Source organism: Brevundimonas intermedia (assembly GCF_004614235.1).
Taxonomy (GTDB): domain Bacteria; phylum Pseudomonadota; class Alphaproteobacteria; order Caulobacterales; family Caulobacteraceae; genus Brevundimonas; species Brevundimonas intermedia_A.
On record NZ_SPVH01000006.1, the window covers coordinates 1,468,688 to 1,487,492 of the forward strand.

Sequence of the window (18,805 nt, forward strand, 5' to 3'; positions counted from 1 at the left end):
GATGCCGCTGATCCTGACCGAAGAACAGACGATGTTGCAGGACGCCGCCGACGGCTTCCTGAACGAACAGGCGCCGATTGCCCACCTGCGCAAGCTGCGCAACGACCGCGACGCCGACGGGGTGTCGCGCGACCTGTGGCGGGCGTTCGGCGAGATGGGTTTCGCCGGCGTCATCATTCCCGAGGCGTTGGGCGGCATGGGGCTGGGCGCCGTGGAGGCCGGTGTGATCGCCGAGAGCCTGGGGCGCACCCTGACGCCGTCGCCCTATCTCGGGTCGTCGATCCTGTCGGCCAAGGTGCTGATCGAGGGCGGGTCGCAGGCGCAGCAGGCGTGGCTGCCCAAGATCGCGGCGGGCGAGGCCATTCTGGCGCTGGCGGTGGACGAGGGCGCCAAGCACGCGCCGTCGCGCATCGCCACGCGAGCCGAGCGGGTCGGAAACGGCTTCAGGCTGAGCGGCGCCAAGGCCTTCGTGCTGGACGGCCATGTTGCGGACGCCCTGATCGTCGCAGCAACGGCGGACGAGGGGACGACGCTGTTCCTGGTCGATCCGGCGACGGCGGGCGTCGAGATCGAGCGCACGATGATGGTGGATGCGCACAACGCCGCGCGGGTCACGCTGACCGACGTGGCGGTCGATGCGGACGCGGTGATCGGTGCGGTCGGGGGCGGGGAGGCGTTGCTGGACGGGGCGCTGAGCCTGGGGCGGGCCTGCGCGGCCTCCAGCCTGACGGGCGCCGGCGATCAGGCGTTCAAGACGACGCTGGACTATCTGCGGACCCGCAAACAGTTCGGCAAGCTGATCGGCGAGTTCCAGGCGCTGCAGCACCGGGCCGCGCATCTGTTCTCCGAGCTGGAGCTGGCCCGCGCGGCGACGATCGGCGCGCAGATCGCCATCGACGAGGGGCGCGAGGGGGCGTCTCTGGCGGCCTCCATCGCCAAGGCCAAGGCGGGGCGCGTCGCCGAGCTGGCGGTGCAGGAGGCGGTCCAGATGCACGGCGGCGTCGGCATGACCGACGAATACGACGTGGGCCTGTTCATGAAGCGGGTGCGGGTGCTGAACGAACTGCTGGGCGACGCCGGTTTCCACGCCGAACGGGTGGCGCGGGCGCAGGGGTTCTAGGTTCGGTTCTGGCCCGCCTTCTCGCTCCACAGGTCCAGATCCGGCTCGCGGCCGATCAGGGCCAGGCCGGCGGCGATGGATTCGAACTCGCCGCCGGTCTCGATCCGCTCTGAGCCGAAACGGCTCTGGAAGATGGCGCGCACGGCCGGCACGAAGGAGGTGCCGCCGGTCAGGAAGACCCGGTCGATGGTGTCGGGACCTAGGCCGCTGCGAGCCATGGCCTCGTCCACCGCGCCTTCGATGGCGGCCAGTTCCGGCGCGATCCAGCGTTCGAAATCGGCGCGGGCGACCGGTTTTTCGATATGGACGCCGCCGGCCTCGAACAGGAAGGTGGCGGTCTCCTCGGCCGACAGGGCCATCTTCAGCGTGGACACGGCGCGGTAGAGGTCGTGACCGTGGTTGTCGTCCAGCACCTCGATCAGGCGCTCGATCTTCTCCGGCTCCAAGGCTGTGCGAGCCAGGGAGCGGATGTCGCGCATGTCCCGGGACGCGCGCAGCAGGGCCAACTGGTCCCAGCGGGCGAAGGCGGAATAATACCGCTGGGGGATCGGCAGCTGCTTGCCGACCGAGCTGTAGAGGCCGCCCTTGCCCAGTTCGGGCGAGACCAGCTGGTCGATGATTCGATAGTCGAAGGCGTCGCCCGCCACGCCGACGCCCGAACGCGCCAACGGCGTCGAACGCAGGCCGTCATCCGTCCGTTCGAACCGTATGATGGAGAAGTCGCTGGTGCCGCCGCCGAAATCGGCGACCAGAACCGTCGCGTCCTCCTTTAGCTGACGCGCGAAGTAGAAGGCCGCGCCGACCGGCTCGTGCGCATAGCGGATGTCGGTGAAGCCCAGCCGTTCGAACGCCGTCTGATAGCGTGACAGGGCCAGGGTCTCGTCAGGATTGCCGCCTGCGAAGGTGACGGGGCGGCCCACGATCACGGCGGGCGGGGTGCTCGCCAGTTCGTCGCCCGCATGGTGGCGCAGGCGCAGGAGGAAGGCGGCCAGCAGGTCCTCGAACGCATAGCGACGGTTGTCGATGCGGGTCTCGGTGAAGGCGGCGCTGGCGGCGAAGGTCTTGAACGACTGGATGAAGCGGGTCTCCAGCGGATCCTCGACATAGGCGGCGATGGCCCAGGGACCGGCCTCGACCACGCGCTCGGGCGGTTCGCCGTCCACGCCCTGATGGATCTGGAAGCTGAGCGCCGAGCGGAAGGTGGTGGTCTGGCCCTCGACCGCGCCGAAGGTCACCAATCGCGCAACACCGTCCGCATCGGTCAGGGCGACGACCGTATTGGTCGTGCCGAAGTCGATGCCGATCGTCATCGGTTTCGTCGCCGTCATGGCAGGGCTCCAGGCAGGGGAGCCGGGTTCCTAGCGGCAGGCGGGCCAATAGCAAGGGCTAAGTCGATATACCTCGTCGCTAGGCTCGTGCTAAGATTTTTGCACTGATTGATTTTGAACGTGTGCTTGGAGCGATAACGATCAGCGACGATATCCAACATTTAATCCAGAAGGCTTTACTTTGACGTGGCTTGACTGGGTCCCGGCCGTGAGCGTCACGTCAGCAGTCGGTGTAGCCTTGGCGTTATTCGGCAAGGACTTCATCGCGAAACTTGTTGAGGGCGCGGCGAAGCACTCATTCGACCGGCGACTTGAGGACTTCAAAGCAGAGCTGCGTAAAGACGAGGAACGCTTAAAGGCTGAACTTCGGGACCACGAAAAGCAACTGGATAGCCTGCGGGATGGGGCCTTACGGGGGCTCGCAGATTCGAACGCACGCCTGGAAGCGCGCAGGCTGCAGGCGATTGAGGCAGTATGGAAAGGCGTTGTCGATTTAGGGCCAGTCAAAGCGATTTCGTCCATGACTGGGACAATGAAGATGGACGTGTTTCTTCGTGATGCTGCGGGCGCGTCACAGAACGCTCGAAACATGCAGTCGTTCGCCGAGGTAATGCTCAAAAGCATGGGGCCCGAGGGCTATAAACATGATGCGACACCCGACCATCATCGGCCGTTTATGTCTCCTCAGGTCTGGTCGCTGTTCTCCGCCTATAGGATACTATTAGCTCGCCCGACCTTCATGCTGATGATGGCGAAGTTTGGTCAGGAGCCAGGCATGCTAGCTCCACCCAACGAGCTGATAAAAATGCTCAAGGCGGCAATGCCAGAGTACGTCAGCTACTTGGATGAATATGGTGAGCCAGCGCTGCACAATCTCATCCAGCCGCTAGAAGAAAAGCTGCTGGCATCCATCAGAGCCGAACTGAACGGCACAATCGGCGCACTCATGTCGGTGGAGCAGGCTAAGACCATCACAGATCATGTCGCAAAAATCGATGCCGAGGCCAGGAAGAAGGTCGGTGTTTCTCCGCTTGATGGAGCCAAGTAGGGCGAAATTCCCACCATGTGATTGAGTGACATCCGCCAGCGGCGTTAATTTCTTAGTTAAATCAATATATTGGCGGAAGCGGTGGGATTCGAACCCACGGACGGCTTTCACCGTCGCTGGTTTTCAAGACCAGTGCCTTAAACCACTCGGCCACACTTCCTTGCCGTCAGAGCGGAGGCGGACGCCATAGCAGGCGAACGGGTCATTAACCAAAGCGGAAATGTCTTCGATCATCCTGTTTCTCGTATTCCTTGACGAGGCGGATCGATGACGTGTGGAAAATGGGTGCGCGGCGCCCTGATCCTGGGACTGTTCTCGCTGCTGGCCGCCTGTTCGACGGCGGGCGGCGCAGGCGTGGGCGGAACGCGGGGCGAGGCGCGCCTGCCTGTGGTCAAGGACCCGGCGCCGATCGTGTCGGGGACGATGCGGCCGTATCAGGTGCGCGGGCGCTGGTACACGCCCAAGGAACAGCCGGATTACGAAGAGGTCGGGATGGCGTCCTGGTACGGCGACGCCTTCAACGGGCGGCCGACCTCGACCGGCGAGCGGTTCGACATGCATGCCCTGACGGCGGCGCACAAGACCCTGCCTCTGCCCGGTCTGGTCGAGGTGACGAACCTGGACAACGGGCGGCGGCTGGTGGTGCGGATCAACGACCGGGGGCCGTTCGTGGACAGCCGGATCATCGACCTGTCGCGCGAGGCGGCGAATGAGCTGGGGATGCTGTCGCAGGGCGTGGGGCGGGTGCGGGTGCGCTATCTGGGCCGGGCGCCGCAGCAGGGCGGGGGCACGCTGTTGAGGGCGTCTGCGCCTGCGCCGCGCGTCTCGGCCCCGGTGAGCGCGCCCGTGAGCCGGCCCGTGTCGGTCGCCGCCGCGCCGGCCGCGCCCGCGGTAGAGGAGGTCTCGATCTATTGGGTGCAGGCGGGGACCTTCTCGGATCAGGGCGAGGCCCGGCGAATCGCCGACAGCCTGAGCGGCTGGGTGCGGGCCGACCTGAACGGCGGACGGTTCAACGTCGTGGTGGGGCCGTGGGACAGCGCCAATGCAGCCGAAGCCGCCCGACAGTCGGTCGTGGCGCGGGGTTACGCGGGCGCCCTGTTGATATCCGGCAACTGATCGCGCTCACGGGCTTGCGCCGGACAGCGCCCGCGCGCCATGAAGGCGCGTGACCCGTGGACAATTCATAAGCTTCGAAGGCGGCGAGGGCGCCGGCAAGTCGACCCAGGTCGGGCGGCTGGTCGCGCGGCTGGAGCCCGTGCTGGGCGAGCGCAAGGTGGTGCGCACCCGCGAGCCGGGCGGATCGAAGGGGGCGGAGGTGATCCGCAACCTGGTCGTGGCCAATGACGCCGAGCCCTGGTCGGCGATGACCGAGACCCTGTTGATGTACGCCTCGCGTTCGGACCATCTGGAGCGGACCATCCGGCCCGCGCTGGCCGCCGGCGACTGGGTGGTGTGCGACCGGTTCGCCGACAGCAGTCGGGCATACCAAGGCGCGGGCGGCGGCGTGGCCCAGAGTTTCATCGAACAGATCGACGCGGGCGTGGTCGGGGGCGATCAGCCGGACCTGACCCTGGTGTTCGACCTGCCGGTCGAGGTGGGTCTGGAGCGGGCGTTCGGGCGCGGCCTGTTCGAGACGCGGTTCGAATCCAAGGGCGTCGAATTCCACCAGCGACTGCGCGAGGGCTTCCTGCGCATCGTCGAGGCCAATCCCCAGCGCTGTGTGCTGATCGATGCGGTGGGGTCGCTGGACGAGGTCGAGGCGCGGGTCTGGCAGGCGGTTCAGGACCGGCTGCTGTGAGCGAGGATCATCCCCGCGACCGGTTCGACCTGGTCCCAGACGCGGCGGCGGAAGCGGCCTTTCTGGACGCCTGGGAGCGGGGGCGGCTGCACCACGCCTGGCTGCTGTGCGGGGTCGAGGGGACGGGCAAGGCGACCTTCGCCTATCGCGCGGCGCGGCGGCTGCTGGGGGCGGCGGCCGATCCGGCGCGCGGGCCGCTGGGGGCGCGGCGCGAGGATCCGGTCAGTCGGCTGATCTCGGCCCAGTCTCATCCAGACCTGCTGGTGCTGGAACGGCTGGTCGAGGGGGGCAAGACCAAGAAGTCGATCTCGGTCGATCAGTCGCGCGAACTGCCAGAGTTCTTTTCCAAGAGCCCGTCGCAGGCCCAGTATCGGGTGGCGATCATCGACGCCGCCGACGACCTGAATATCAATGCCGCCAACGCCTTGCTGAAGGTTCTTGAGGAGCCGCCCGAGCGGGGCGTGCTGTTTTTGGTGACCCATGCGCCGGGGCGGCTGCTGGCCACGATCCGGTCGCGGTGCCGGCGGCTGAGCTTTCCGATCTGGACGCCGGACCGGCTGGAGACCCTGGTGCGTAACCGCACGGGGGCCGAGCCGGAGGACGCCGAACATGCGGCCATCATGGCGGGCGGATCGCCGGGCGCGGCACTGGCCCTGGCCTCGGGGGCGACCTTCGAGATGGATCAGCTGGCGCGACGTTGGGTCGAGGGCGATGTGGACCGGGCCGAGGCCCTGGCCATTGCTGACAAGTTCCGGGGCGCGGAGGGGCAGGAGCGGTTCGAGACCTTGATGGACCGGCTGATCGCGGCGGTGCGGATGCGGGCCTTGAGCAGCCCGGCCGGCGCAGGCAATCGCTGGGCCGAACTGTGGGAACGGCTGCAGCCGCTGCCGGAACGGGCGGCGGGGCTGAACCTGGACAAGGCCGATGTGCTGGCCGGGGCGCTGGCGGACCTGAGGCGGGTCCAGGCCCAGCAGGAGCGGATGGGCTGATGCTGATCGACAGCCATGTGAACCTGCATGCGCCGCAGTTCGACGAGGACCGGGACGCGGTGATCGCCCGGGCGCGCGAGGCGGGGGTCGGTCTGATGGTCGAGATCTCCGACAAGCTGACGACCTTCGAGGCGACCCACGGGATCGCCATGGCCAACGACGACATCTGGTGCACGGTCGGGGTCCATCCGCACGAGGCCAAGGATGCGGCGGACCTGACGGCGGCGACCCTGATCGCACTGGCGCAGCGACCCAAGGTCGTCGGGATCGGGGAGTGCGGCCTGGATTTCCATTACGACTTCAGCCCGCGCGAGATCCAGGCGGCGGTGTTTCGCCAGCATGTGGCCGCGGCGCGCGAGACGGGCCTGCCGCTGGTGATCCATACTCGCGAGGCGGACGCGGTCATGGGGGCGATCCTGAAGGAGGAGCACGCGGCCGGGCCGTTCAAGATGCTGATGCACTGCTACACCAGCGGGGCAGAACTGGCGGGAATCGCAGCGGAACTGGGGGCCTGGTTCTCGGTATCGGGTATCGCCACCTTCAAGGCGGCCGAGGAGGTGCGGGCGGTGATCCGGGACATGCCCGGCGACCGTATAATCGTCGAGACCGACTGCCCCTATCTGGCGCCCATCCCGCATCGTGGGCGGCGCAACGAGCCGGCCTATGTGGGCCATGTGCTGGACAAACTGGCCGAGATCCGGGGATGGAGCGCCGAGGAGGCGGACCAGAGAACCACCGAGGCCTTCTTCGGCCTCTTTGGCCGGATACCGAGATTGGCATGAGTTTCGAAGTCGTCATCCTGGGCAGCGGATCCTCGGGCGGGGTGCCGCGGGGTGACGGGGACTGGGGCGCGTGCGACCCGGCCGAGCCGAAGAACCGGCGGACGCGCTGTTCGATGCTGGCGAGGAAGACCGGGCCGGAGGGTGTGACCAACGTCCTGATCGACACCTCGCCCGACCTGCGCGAACAGATGTTGGCCAGCGGGACGAAGCATGTGGATGCGGTCCTGTACACCCACGATCATGCGGATCAGACCCACGGGATCGACGACCTGCGCACCTTCGCCGCGCGGTCCAGGAAGCGAATTCCGGCGTGGATGGATGAGGCGACGCTGACGTCCCTGTCGCACCGGTTCGACTATATCTTCGAGAGCAAGTTCGGCTATCCGCCGCTGCTGGACGGGCGGATCATTCCGGCCCACGGGACGGCCTGGTCGGTGGAGGGGCCGGGCGGGGCGATCCCGATCACGACCTTCGACCAGGCGCACGGGCCGATCCGGTCGGTCGGTTACCGGCTGGGCGACATGGCCTATTCCAGCGACGTATCCGATCTGGACGAGGCGGCGCTTGCGGCTGTGGCCGGATGCAAGATCTGGATCGTGGACGCCCTGCGTTATGCGCCGCATCCGACCCATGCGCATCTGGACCGGGCGCTGGAATGGATCGCCGCTGCCGACGTGGAGCGCGCGGTGCTGACGAACCTGCATATCGACATGGATTACAAAGCACTGTCGGCGATTGTTCCCGCCAATGTCGAGGTCGGGTTCGACGGCTGGAGCCGGATGATCGGCTGAGGCTGGCAGAGGTTTGGCGGGGCGGACAGCGCAGGCAGACAGCGTGGGCTGTGCGCCACCTGTTGTCTATGCCGCCCCCTCCGCCACCATCGACCGGGCGACGGCTTCGGCGACCTTGATGCCGTCGACGGCGGCCGAGAGGATGCCGCCAGCATAGCCGGCGCCTTCGCCGGCAGGGAACAGGCCGCGCACGTTCAGGCTCTGAAAATCGGCGCCGCGGGTCATGCGGATCGGGGACGAGCTGCGGGTTTCGACGCCCGTCAGAACCGCCTGGGCGTCGTCGTACCGGGCGATCTTGCGGCCGAAGACGGGCAGGGCCTCACGCATGGCGGCGATCACATAGTCGGGCATCAGGGGCGCCAGGTCGGTTGGGCGCACACCCGGCTTATAGCTGGGGACGACCTCGCCCAGCGCGGTCGAGGGGCGGCCCGCCAGGAAGTCGCCGACCAGCTGGCTGGGCGCGAAATAGTCGCCGCCGCCGGCCGCATAGGCGAGGGTCTCCAGCTCCCGTTGCAGTTCGATGCCCGCCAGCGGGTGGTCGCTCGGATAATCCTCGGGCGAGATGCCGACCACGAAGCCGGAGTTGGCGTTGCGCTCGTTGCGCGAATACTGGCTCATGCCGTTGGTCACGACGCGGCCGGGCTCGCTGGTTGCCGCCAGCACTGTGCCGCCCGGGCACATGCAAAAGCTGTAGACAGTGCGACCGTTGCTGCAATGGTGCGAAAGCGTATAGGCCGCCGCGCCAAGATCGGGGTGGCCGGCGCAAGGACCGAACATCGCCCGATCGATCCACGACTGCGGATGCTCGATGCGGAAACCGACCGAGAACGGCTTGGCCTCGATATGGACGCCACGGTCGTAGAGAGTCTGGAAGGTGTCGCGCGACGAATGGCCGATGGCGAAGACCACGTGATCGGCCTCCAGCGTCTCGCCGGTGTGCAGGCGCACGCCCCGTATGGCGCCTTTGTCGAGATCGATGTCAGTGACCCGGTGCTCGAACCGGTACTCGCCGCCCAAGGCCTCGATCTTCTCGCGCATGGCCTCGACCATGGTCACCAGGCGGAAGGTGCCGATGTGCGGGTGGGCCTCGGTGAGGATTTCCTCCGGCGCCCCGGCCGCGACGAATTCGGTCAGCACCTTGCGGGCCAGGAAGCGCGGATCCTTGATCTGGCTGTAGAGCTTGCCGTCGGAGAAGGTGCCTGCGCCGCCCTCGCCATACTGGACGTTGGACTCCGGGTGCAGCTTGCCTTTCCGCCAGAGCTCCCAGGTGTCCTTGGTCCTCTCACGGACCACCTTGCCGCGGTCGAGGATGATCGGCTTGAAGCCCATCTCGGCCAGGATCAGCCCGACGAACAGGCCGCACGGCCCGGCCCCGATCACGACCGGCCGAAGGCGCTCGGTCGTAGGCGCAACAGCGACCGGGCGATAGGCGACGTCTGGCGTCGGCGCCACGTGCACGTCGTCTGCAAGGCGGGCGAGCACCGCCGCTTCATCCCTCACCTCGACGTCGAGGATGTAGACTTTCAGAATCGCGGATTTCCTGCGGGCGTCGTGCGCCCGTTTCCATATCGACCAAGACATGAGATCGTGCGGCGGCACGCCCAGCCGGGCGGCGATCGCGGCGGGCAAGGCCTCCGGCGGGTGGTCGAGGGGCAGCTTGAGTTCTGACAGGCGCAACATTCGGGCCGTTCTAGCCGCTCAAGTCTTTGGATCCTAGGCATAAGGCCTGGGATGGCGGGCTGATGGCCTATGGGAAGCCGCCCCTCAGTCCGCCCCCGACCTATGCCCCTTCCAGTCGAACAGCTCCTCCAGAATCTGTACGGCCTGGCCGCGCTCTGACGCGAGATCGGGGTCGCGGTTGAGGATCAGGCGGGCGTCGTCGGCGGCGGCCAGCATCAGGCTGCGATGGCGGATCGGGTCGGCGAAGCGGTAGGCGGGGAAGCCGCTCTGTTTCAGGCCGAGGGGATCGCCGCCGCCGCGCAGGCGGAAGTCTTCTTCGGCGATGACGAAGCCGTCCTCGGTGCGGCGCAGGGTTTCGAGGCGTTCCTTGGCGGTCTCGCCGAGGGCGCCGTCCTGGCCGCCGTACAGCAGGATGCAGGAACTGGCCTTCGAGCCGCGACCGACGCGGCCGCGCAGCTGGTGCAGCTGGGCCAGGCCGAAGCGGTCGGCGTGTTCGATGACCATGATGGAGGCGTTGGGCACATCGACCCCGACCTCGACCACGGTGGTGGCGACCAGCAGGGGAATGCGGCCGTCGGCGAAGTCGGCCATGACGGCTTCGCGCTCGGCGCCCGGCATCTGGCCGTGGGCCAGGCCGACCTCGACGCCCAGCAGGCGGCGCAGGTCGTCGGCGCGGTCCACGGCGGCGGCCAGGTCGATGGCCTCGGATTCGGCGACCAGGGGGCAGATCCAATAGGCCTGGGCGCCGGCGTCGAGCGCCGTCTTCAGCCGGGCGGCGACCTCGCCGATCCGCGCGAGGGGAACGACGGCGGTGGTGACTGGGGTGCGGCCCGGCGGCTTCTCCATCAGACGGCTGACTTCCAGCTCGCCATACTGGGTCAGTTCCAGGGTGCGGGGGATTGGGGTGGCCGACATTGTGAGCAGGTGGACGGCGCCGATGCGCGGGTCGCCCTTGGCCTGAAGCCGCTGGCGCTCGTTGACGCCGAACCGGTGCTGTTCGTCGATGACGGCCAGGGCCAGGCGGTCGAAGCGGACGGCGTCCTGGAACAGGGCGTGGGTGCCGATGGCGACCTGGGCGTGACCGGAGGCCAGGGCGGCCAGTTTTTCGCGCCGCTGGCCGTTGGTGTCGCGACCGGTCAGGAGGACGGAGGCGACGCCGGCCGACTCCAGCAGGGGGCCGAGCTTTTCGTAATGCTGGCGGGCCAGGATTTCGGTCGGGGCCATCAGGGCGGACTGGAAGCCGCTGGCGGCCGCGTCGGCCAGGGCCAGGGCGGCGACGGCGGTCTTGCCTGAACCCACATCCCCCTGAAGCAACCGGCCCATCTGTTTGCCCGAAACCAGATCGCGGCGGATTTCGGCGACGGCCTGGGCCTGGGCGTTCGTCAGGGTGAAGAGCAGGGCCTGGAGCAGGTGGTCGGAGGCGGCGCCGGGCGTGATGACGGGCGAGGGCTTGATTTCGCGGGCGCGACGACGGCGGGCCAGGGCCAGCTGGTGGGCCAGGAATTCGTCATAGGCCAGACGCTGGCGGGCCGGGGCGTCGGGCGTCAGGTCCAACTCGCCCGCCGGGGCGTGCAGGGCGTCGAGGGCGGCGCGCCAGCCCAGCCAGTTCTGCTTCTTCAGCCAGGCCGGGTCCTGCCATTCCGGCAGGTCGGGGGCGGCGGGCAGGGCGGCCTGGACCAGTTTGCGGAGCTGGCGCGAGGTCAGACCCTGGGTCGCCGGATAGACGGGTTCGGAGGCCGGGATGTCGGCGGCCTTGTCCAGGGTGACGATGTCCGGGTGGACGATCTGGACCTCGCCGTTGAACCGTTCGACCTTGCCCGAGACCAGCCGGGTCTCGCCGCGCGGCAACAGGCGGTCGATATGCTGGGTCGAGCCGCCGAACCAGACCAGGTGAACGAAGCCGGTCGGGTCGCTGGCGCGGACCTTTAGCGGGGCGCCGGGGCGGCTGGGGACGAACAGGCGGTCGATGACGATCTCGAAGATCCCGACCTCGCCGTCCACGGCGGTCGCCGCCTCCATAGGGCGGCGGACGATGACGCCGGAGGGGCTGAGGAAGGCCAGGTCGCGCACCAGCGGGCCCGCCACCTTCTGCACCAAGGGCAGGACACGGGGGCCCACGCCCTTCAGGGTGGAGACCTCGGCGAACAGGGGAAAGAGAATCTGCGGACGCATCGCCGGGAACATAGCGTGACCATGACGGGTGGCGAAGTCCGTTCAGGAACGCTATCTGCGCTTCTTCCATTTGAGGACGCTAAGGCTCGCCACGCGGTGGATCGCGGCTTGAACGTCCTTCAACCTTGCCGGCCAGGATTGCTTGTGACCGAAATCCCCCAAGACGACAGTGGCGACCAGGCGGCGCTGGCCCGCAAGCAGCGGCTGGGCCGTATCCAGTTCCGGTCCTGGCGGCGGGGCTTCCGCGAGGCCGACATGGTGCTGGGTCCGTTTTCGGACCAGGTGGCGCCGACGCTGACGGACGCCGAGCTGGACCAGTTCGAACTACTGATCGACGAGGAGGATCAGTGGCTCTACGGCTGGATCATCGAGCGTGACCCGACGCCGCCCGAGTTCGAGACGCCGGTGATGGCCAAGGTCCGCGCCTTCATGCGCGAGCATGTGGCGGCCGAGGTCGGCAAGGGCATCGGCTGATGGATCAACAGGTCACTGCGCAGCACCGGACCGACGCCGATCTGGGCGGGGCGCCGGAGGGGCTGGACGCCTTGGTCGTAGCCGAGCGGATCAAGGCGAACGGCGGGGTCGGCGTGTTCGTGGCGCGCGACTATCAGCGGTCGGGCGGGTTCGTTCAGGCGTTCCGCTTCTTCTCTCAAGATATAGAAATCCTTGAATATCCGGCCTGGGACTGCTTGCCCTATGACCGGCTGAGCCCGACAGCGGGCATCGCCGCCCAGCGGATGGCGACCCTGACGCGCTTGGTCCAGCGCAAGACGGGCGACGCGCCGGTTCTGGTGGTCACGACCGTCGGCGCGGCCATGCAGAGGACGCCACCCCGATCGGTGACGACCCAAGCGGGGTTCGAGACCAAGGTGGGCCGCGATCTCGATATCCAGGCGCTGGAGCGGTATTTCGCCGCCAACGGCTATGTCCGGGCCTCGACCGTGTCGGAGCGAGGCGAGTTCGCCGTGCGGGGCGGGGTGGTGGATGTTTATCCACCGGGCTTCGAGGAGCCGGTGCGGCTGGACATGTTCGGGTCCGAGCTGGAATCGATCCGCACCTTCGATCCCGAGACCCAGCGCTCGACCGGGCAGATGACGGCGGTGTCGCTGGCGCCCGTGTCGGAGGCTCTGCTGGATGCGGACGCGATTTCGCGCTTCCGCACCGGCTATCTGAAGCTGTTCGGGGCGCCGGGCGACGATCCCCTGTATGCGACCATCAGCGAGGGCGCGCGGCGTCAGGGCATGGAGCAGTGGCTGCCGCTGTTCTACGAGAGCCTGGATTCGCTGTTCGACTATCTGCCGGATCAGGCGCTGATCTTCCTGGACAATCAGGCCGAGAGCGCGCGGGCCGAGCGGTGGGACCTGATCGCTGACGCCTATGAGGGGCGGACAGAAGCGGCAAAGACCAAGGGCCATGCGGCGGCCAATCGCGCGCTGCCCCCTCGGTCGCTGTATCTGGACGCCGGCGACTGGAACCAGGCCTTGGCGGGTCGCGCCGTGCGGCGGTTCACGCCGTTTTCCGGCGGTGGCGAGGACGCCGGGGGCCGGCTGGGCCGGACCTTCGCGGCCGAGCGGGCGCAGGACAGCGTCAACCTTTTCGAAGCCGTCGCGGCCCATGCTGCGGCGCTGAAGGCTGACGGCAAACGGGTGCTGTTCGCCTCATGGACCGAAGGCTCGTCGGAGCGTCTGGCGACCATGTTGGCCGACCATGGCCTGGATCACATCGTCGCCGTGCGCGACTGGACCGATGTTCAGGCGGCGCCCAAGGACCTGTACCTGCGCGGCGTCCTGCCGGTCGAGCATGGGTTTGCGACGGACGAGGTCGCCGTCATTTCCGAGACCGACATCCTGGGCGACCGGCTGGCGCGACCGCGCAAGAAGCGGCGGGCGTCGAACTTCCTGGCCGAGGCCTCGGCCCTGACGACAGGAGATCTGGTGGTGCACCTGGATCACGGCATCGGGCGGTACGAGGGGTTGAAGACGCTGGAGATCCAGCAGGCGCCGCACGACTGCCTGGAGCTGCTGTACGCCGGTGAGAGCAAACTCTATTTGCCAGTTGAAAATATTGATCTTTTGACCCGTTACGGGTCGGATTCAGAAGGCGCGCAGCTGGACCGACTGGGCGGCGCCGGCTGGCAGGCGCGCAAGGCCAAGGCCAAGGAGCGTCTGCGGGCGATGGCCGAGGGGCTTATTGCGCTGGCGGCCAAGCGGGCGTTGCGCGAGACCGACGCGGTCGTGCCGCCGCCGGGCCTGTTCGCCGAGTTCTGCGCCCGCTTCCCCTACGAGGAGACGGACGATCAGCTGAACGCTATCGGCGATGTGCTGGAGGATCTGGGCAAGGGCACGCCGATGGATCGCCTGATCTGCGGCGACGTCGGCTTCGGCAAGACCGAGGTGGCGCTGCGGGCCGCCTTCGTCGTGGCCATGACGGGACAGCAGGTGGCCATCGTGGCCCCGACGACCCTGTTGGCGCGTCAGCACTACAAGACCTTCACCGAACGGTTCGCCGGCTGGCCGGTCAAGGTGCGACAACTGTCGCGGATGGTGGGCACCAAGGAGGCGGCGGAGACGCGGGCGGGGCTGAAGGACGGCTCGGTCGAGATCGTGGTCGGCACCCATGCGGTGCTGTCCGAACAGGTTGGTTTCCGCGATCTGGGCCTGGTTATCGTCGACGAAGAGCAGCACTTCGGCGTCAAGCACAAGGAGAAGCTGAAGTCGCTGCGCGCCGACGTCCACCTGCTGACCCTGACCGCCACGCCGATCCCGCGCACCCTGCAGATGGCGCTGTCGGGCATTCGCGAGATGTCGATCATCGCCACCCCGCCGGTCGATCGCCTGGCGGTGCGGACCTATGTGACGCCGTGGGATCCGGTGCTGGTGCGCGAGGCCCTGCTGCGCGAGAAGTATCGCGGCGGCCAGGCCTATTATGTCGCGCCGCGCCTGAAGGACCTGCCCGCCATCGAGAAATTCCTGCGTGAGCAGGTGCCCGAGGTGAAGTTCGTCGTCGGCCACGGTCAGATGTCGGCGACCCAGCTCGAGGAGGTGATGAGCGCCTTCTACGACGGCGAATACGACGTGCTGGTCTCGACCACCATCGTCGAGAGCGGGCTGGATATTCCGACGGCCAACACCCTGGTGGTGCACCGCGCCGACATGTTCGGCCTGGCGCAGCTGTATCAGATCCGGGGCCGGGTCGGCCGGTCCAAGGCGCGGGCCTTCGCCTATCTGACCACGGACGCGGTCAAGCCGATGACCCTGTCGGCCGAGCGGCGTTTGCAGGTGCTGCAGTCGCTGGACAATCTGGGCGCCGGCTTCCAGCTGGCCAGCCACGATCTGGACCAGCGCGGCGGCGGCAATCTGCTGGGCGACGAACAGTCGGGCCATATCCGCGAGGTGGGCGTCGAACTGTACCAGCAGATGCTGGAGGACGCGGTCGCGGAACTGCGCGAGAAGGGCGAGGGGCTGACCGTGGATCGCGGCTGGTCGCCGTCGATCAATGTCGGCGCTTCCGTGCTGATTCCAGAGGAATACGTCCCGGACCTGAACGTTCGTCTGAGCCTGTACCGCCGCCTGTCCGACGCCGAACAGGCCGAGGATCGCGAGGCCCTGGCCGCCGAACTGATCGACCGGTTCGGGCCGTTGCCGGACGAGGCGCAGCAACTGCTGAAGATCGTCGGCATCAAGTCGAACTGCCGTCGGGCCTGTATCGAGAAGATCGACATCGGGCCGCGGGGCGCGGTGCTGACGCTGCGCGACAATAGCTTCCCGAACCCGATGGGTCTGGTGGGGCTGATCCAGAAGAACCAGGCGTTCTGGAAAATTCGACCGGATCAGAAGATCGTCGTGACGGGCGACTGGCCGACGGCGGAAGAGCGGCTGAAGGTTGCGGAGCGGATCACCGCCGACCTGGCGCGGGTGGCGGGGGCGTAAGCCCTCAGCGGGTCTTTTCGAACAGGTCGGCGGAGGCGCGTTCCAAGAGGGCGGCGGCGCTTTCGTTCGGCTGCATCTCGGCGGCGCCCACATCGAACTCGGCGACGAAGGGCGAGCGGTCGGGGCCGGCGTCGAAGGCGGTGCAGCCGATGACGGCGGCGATCCGTTCGGCGGCCAGACGCGCCGGCTCGGCGTGGGTGGCGGGCAGGGCCAGGGCGAACACTTCCTTGGCCAGGCGGGCAGGGGTGTCTTCGACCCGCACCAGGCGCGAGACCATGGCCCCGATCTGGGGCATGGCGCGGTCCAGCCAGCCGCCCTGACGCGCCCAGGTGACGGATTCGGTTTCGCGAACGCGCAGCACGCAGACGGACAGCGGGCGTTTGCGCGCGCGCGACGCCTCAGCGACGCGACCCAGGTGGCTGGCGAACAGTTCGGGCGTGAACAGGCCCGTCGCGGGATCCATCAGCTCCAGGCTGCGCACCGAATCCAGTGTCTTGCGGATGCCCAGGTGGGTGCGGTGTGCGCCAGCCAGGGCCAGGATGCGTTCGGCCGTCTCGCCCTCCGGCGTGTCGGCCGAGGCGACGTCGGCGAAGCCGCGGTTGAACAGCTCCGACAGACTGATCTCGTTCTTGCCGCGCAGATAGAGCATCAGCGGGATGTGATAGAGGCGCGTGTTGCGCTTCATGCCCGCCGCGATGGACAGGGCCGGGGCATGATCTTCGGCGCCCCATAGGACGGCCGCGTCGAACGGGCTTTCGTGCAGATAGTCGAAGGCCGTGTAGGGGGTGGGGGCGGCGACGACTTCGACGCCCGCAGCGGTCAGGGCGTTGGACAGGGCCAGGAAGCGGCGATCCGCGACGCCGGCGGCCAGGATCCGCAGCGGGCCGTCGTCATCGAAACGGACATCCAGCTTTATGTCCTGCTTTGCAAAGGTGGTCACCCGCAGGTGAAACTCTTCCTCGGCGATGGCGGCGCGACCCAATTGCTCCAGCCGCAGGGCGGCCTGGGCCGGATGGGGCGGGGTGGACATGGTCAGGTCCGCGCCCTGCACCGAATCAGGCCGGGCGCCGATGACCAAGATCGGCAAGCGGCGCGGCTCCGCCGCCGCGCGAAGGCGGGTCGCCACGTCCAGGCCAAAGGCAGCGATGTCGATGATGGCGGCTTCCAGCGGGAAATCCTGCAGCGTCATCTCGGCCGAGACGAGGTCGCGCGCCGTGACGGTGGGCCAGCCCAGCGCGTCCAGCCCCGCAGCGAGCGGCCCGATCCGGCCGTCGTCAGCCGCCAGGATCAATACACGCGCGTCGAAAGCCAAGCCGGTCGTCTCCGTAAGTCGCCGCGCCCATAGCCAGCCGGAGACGCGCAGACCATAGCGACGAGGGTGTTAAGGATGCAATGTCACGGCGGGCGGAACCAAGGCGTCCACGAGAAAGTCCGTCCTCACGCGGATGAGACTTTCGCGACCGACGAAATCCGCTAGGTTCCGCCGCTTGTTGCAACGGTTGTGGGGACCGGCTTGAGCGAACAGCTGACACGATCGGTCCTGAAGGCGCCTGGATTCTGGGGCGGACTGGCCGTGCGGGCTTTCACCCGCAGTTGGGGACGCGACGTCATGCTCTATACGGGCGGGGTGTCGTTCTTCGCCCTGCTGGCGGTGTTTCCTGCCATCGCCATTCTGATCGGCTTCTACAAGCTGGGTCTGTCGATCAGCGAGGTCAGCGCCCAGGCGGCCGCCCTGTCGGATCTGCTGCCCAAGGCCGCGCAGAACATCTTCCAGGGCGAGATCACGCGGCTGAGCAACGCCTCGGCGCGGACAGTGTCGGCCCAGAGCGCCTTTGCGCTGTTCGTCGGCGCCTATGCAGCGCACAGGGGATTCAAGGCCTTGCTGGCGGGGTTGAACCTGATCCATGACGAGACCGAACCGCATGGGTTCTTCAAGTTCAACCTGCTGGCCTTCTTCGTCGCCATCTTCGCCTTTGCGCTGTTCACCGTTGTGTCCGGCGCGGTCGTGACAGTGCGGATTCTGGCCCATGCGTCGGCAGCTGCGGGATCGCCAATGCGCAGCGGGATTGCGCCGCTGGACGCCTTTCTGCCCGCCGTCGGACTCGTGATCGGGCTGACGCTGCTCTATCGCTACGCCATGAGCCACCGGACCCCGGTGGCCTGGCTGCCGGCGACGGCGGGCGGTCTGGTGGCGACGCTGATGTCGGTCGTGTCGTCGTGGCTGTGCGCCATCTATGTCGAGCAGATTGCGCCCCTGGGGGCCACCTATGGGTCGGTCGGCGCCGTGGTGGTCCTGCTGATCTGGCTGTCGTGGAACGTCAACGCCATCTTCTATGGCGGGGCCTTCGCGACCGAGATGGAGCTGGCGGCCAGGGCGCAGGCGGTAGCCGACCAGGAACTGGCCAGCGTGGTCAATCTGTCGGAACGTCGCGCTATTCGCCGGTCTCGACCGTAAGACGCAGCAGGCCTTCCGTTTCTTCGACCGCAATCATCCGGCCGTTCTTCTGAGACATCAGGAAGGGCACATCGATCCGCGCCATAGGGTCGGTGGCCAACAGGATGAAGCGCGAGCCGGCCGCAGCGCCGGCTATCGCCTTCATCAGTTTGAGACTGGGCACGGGGCAGCGGTGGCCCTTTGCGTCGACGACGACGGGATCGCTCACGCCAACCGGTCCGCCAGCATGTCCAGAGCGACGCGGACGCTGGCCAGGCGAACGGCGTCGCGGCCGATGTCGCCGAATCGCTCTTCGCGGTGGATCAGGCCTGCGGGACCGCAGGCGGCGAAATGCACCAGGCCGACCGGCTTCTCGTCCGATCCGCCGCTGGGGCCGGCGACGCCGGTGATCGAGACCGAGACGGCGGCGAGCGACCGGGCGACGGCGCCCAGGGCCATGGCGCGGGCGGTCGCCTCGGACACCGCCCCGTGGGCGGCCAGGGTCGCCTCCGGGACGTCCAGCATCTGCATCTTGGCGTCGTTGCTATAGGTGACGAAGCCCCTGTCCAGCGCGGAAGATGAGCCGGGAATTTCTGTCAGGGCCGCCGCGACCAGGCCGCCGGTGCAGCTTTCGGCCGTGGCCAGCATCAGGCCGCGTTCGGTCGCGGTTGCGACGATCTGTTGCGCCTTGCGCTGGATGTCTTGGGCAAACATGGCCTTTTCATAGGCTGCGA

16 protein-coding genes and 1 tRNA gene are annotated in these 18,805 nt (G+C 67.7%); 10 read left to right on the top strand and 7 right to left on the bottom strand.

The genetic code is table 11. The features are described 5' to 3' along the window. Position 1: 1 nt before the first annotated feature. Positions 2–1,120, top strand: coding sequence for an acyl-CoA dehydrogenase family protein (locus EGY25_RS13635; protein WP_135195475.1), 1,119 nt, complete (start codon positions 2–4; stop codon positions 1,118–1,120). On the opposite strand, the gene EGY25_RS13640 is transcribed toward EGY25_RS13635, so the two are convergent. After that, positions 1,117–2,448 carry an Hsp70 family protein gene (locus EGY25_RS13640; protein ID WP_135195476.1) on the bottom strand — a complete coding sequence of 444 codons (1,332 nt, stop codon included), beginning with the start codon at positions 2,446–2,448 and terminating at the stop codon, positions 1,117–1,119. The two genes, EGY25_RS13635 and EGY25_RS13640, sit on opposite strands and share 4 nt — an antisense overlap. Positions 2,449–2,656: 208 nt before the next feature. On the opposite strand from EGY25_RS13640, the gene EGY25_RS13645 reads away from it, so the two are divergent. After that, positions 2,657–3,496 carry a hypothetical protein gene (locus tag EGY25_RS13645; protein ID WP_135195477.1) on the top strand — a complete coding sequence of 280 codons (840 nt, stop codon included), beginning with the start codon at positions 2,657–2,659 and terminating at the stop codon, positions 3,494–3,496. A 70-nt stretch (positions 3,497–3,566) separates the two neighbouring features. Here the strand turns inward: EGY25_RS13645 and EGY25_RS13650 are convergent. Continuing rightward, positions 3,567–3,656 (bottom strand) — tRNA-Ser (locus EGY25_RS13650). A 107-nt stretch (positions 3,657–3,763) separates the two neighbouring features. Between EGY25_RS13650 and EGY25_RS13655 the strand changes: the two genes are divergently transcribed. The 5 genes from EGY25_RS13655 to EGY25_RS13675 are packed head-to-tail and all read left to right on the top strand — an operon-like array spanning position 3,764 to position 7,856. Continuing rightward, positions 3,764–4,612, top strand: coding sequence for a septal ring lytic transglycosylase RlpA family protein (locus EGY25_RS13655; protein ID WP_135195478.1), 849 nt, complete (start codon positions 3,764–3,766; stop codon positions 4,610–4,612). Between the two features lie 49 nt (positions 4,613–4,661). After that, complete coding sequence (gene tmk, locus EGY25_RS13660) at positions 4,662–5,294, top strand: dTMP kinase (RefSeq protein WP_135195479.1); 633 nt, start codon at positions 4,662–4,664, stop codon at positions 5,292–5,294. Beyond that, on the top strand, positions 5,291–6,283 hold the full coding sequence (locus tag EGY25_RS13665) for a DNA polymerase III subunit delta' (RefSeq protein ID WP_135195480.1): 993 nt from the start codon (positions 5,291–5,293) through the stop codon (positions 6,281–6,283). The genes tmk and EGY25_RS13665 overlap by 4 nt, the downstream gene beginning before the upstream one ends. Continuing rightward, entirely contained in the window at positions 6,283–7,065 is a 783-nt protein-coding gene (locus EGY25_RS13670) for a TatD family hydrolase (RefSeq protein ID WP_135195481.1), read from the top strand. The genes EGY25_RS13665 and EGY25_RS13670 overlap by 1 nt, the downstream gene beginning before the upstream one ends. Beyond that, positions 7,062–7,856, top strand: coding sequence for an MBL fold metallo-hydrolase (locus tag EGY25_RS13675; protein ID WP_135195482.1), 795 nt, complete (start codon positions 7,062–7,064; stop codon positions 7,854–7,856). Before EGY25_RS13670 ends, EGY25_RS13675 begins: the two co-directional genes overlap by 4 nt. Before the next feature lie 66 nt (positions 7,857–7,922). On the opposite strand, the gene EGY25_RS13680 is transcribed toward EGY25_RS13675, so the two are convergent. Both EGY25_RS13680 and recG read right to left on the bottom strand, forming a co-directional pair. After that, on the bottom strand, positions 7,923–9,536 hold the full coding sequence (locus EGY25_RS13680; RefSeq protein WP_135195483.1) for an NAD(P)/FAD-dependent oxidoreductase: 1,614 nt from the start codon (positions 9,534–9,536) through the stop codon (positions 7,923–7,925). Positions 9,537–9,620: 84 nt separating this feature from the next. Then, complete coding sequence (recG, locus tag EGY25_RS13685; RefSeq protein WP_135195484.1) at positions 9,621–11,708, bottom strand: ATP-dependent DNA helicase RecG; 2,088 nt, start codon at positions 11,706–11,708, stop codon at positions 9,621–9,623. 144 nt (positions 11,709–11,852) lie between these two features. On the opposite strand from recG, the gene EGY25_RS13690 reads away from it, so the two are divergent. Further along, positions 11,853–12,182: a succinate dehydrogenase assembly factor 2 gene (locus EGY25_RS13690; protein ID WP_135195485.1), complete on the top strand. Its 330-nt coding sequence runs from the start codon at positions 11,853–11,855 to the stop codon at positions 12,180–12,182. Beyond that, positions 12,182–15,637: a transcription-repair coupling factor gene (mfd, locus tag EGY25_RS13695; protein WP_135195486.1), complete on the top strand. Its 3,456-nt coding sequence runs from the start codon at positions 12,182–12,184 to the stop codon at positions 15,635–15,637. Before EGY25_RS13690 ends, mfd begins: the two co-directional genes overlap by 1 nt. Positions 15,638–15,641: 4 nt before the next feature. Here mfd and EGY25_RS13700 read toward each other — a convergent pair whose 3' ends face one another. Then, the gene (locus EGY25_RS13700; RefSeq protein WP_135195487.1) at positions 15,642–16,949 is read right to left on the bottom strand and encodes a diguanylate cyclase domain-containing protein; all 1,308 of its coding nucleotides are present in this window, start codon (positions 16,947–16,949) and stop codon (positions 15,642–15,644) included. Positions 16,950–17,246: 297 nt separating this feature from the next. On the opposite strand from EGY25_RS13700, the gene EGY25_RS13705 reads away from it, so the two are divergent. Continuing rightward, positions 17,247–18,092, top strand: coding sequence for a YihY/virulence factor BrkB family protein (locus EGY25_RS13705; protein ID WP_432417381.1), 846 nt, complete (start codon positions 17,247–17,249; stop codon positions 18,090–18,092). On the opposite strand, the gene EGY25_RS13710 is transcribed toward EGY25_RS13705, so the two are convergent. Both EGY25_RS13710 and EGY25_RS13715 read right to left on the bottom strand, forming a co-directional pair. Continuing rightward, entirely contained in the window at positions 18,070–18,300 is a 231-nt protein-coding gene (locus EGY25_RS13710) for a sulfurtransferase TusA family protein (protein ID WP_135195489.1), read from the bottom strand. The two genes, EGY25_RS13705 and EGY25_RS13710, sit on opposite strands and share 23 nt — an antisense overlap. Beyond that, the gene (locus EGY25_RS13715) at positions 18,297–18,785 is read right to left on the bottom strand and encodes a CinA family protein (protein WP_135195490.1); all 489 of its coding nucleotides are present in this window, start codon (positions 18,783–18,785) and stop codon (positions 18,297–18,299) included. Before EGY25_RS13715 ends, EGY25_RS13710 begins: the two co-directional genes overlap by 4 nt. Positions 18,786–18,805 lie beyond the last annotated feature (20 nt).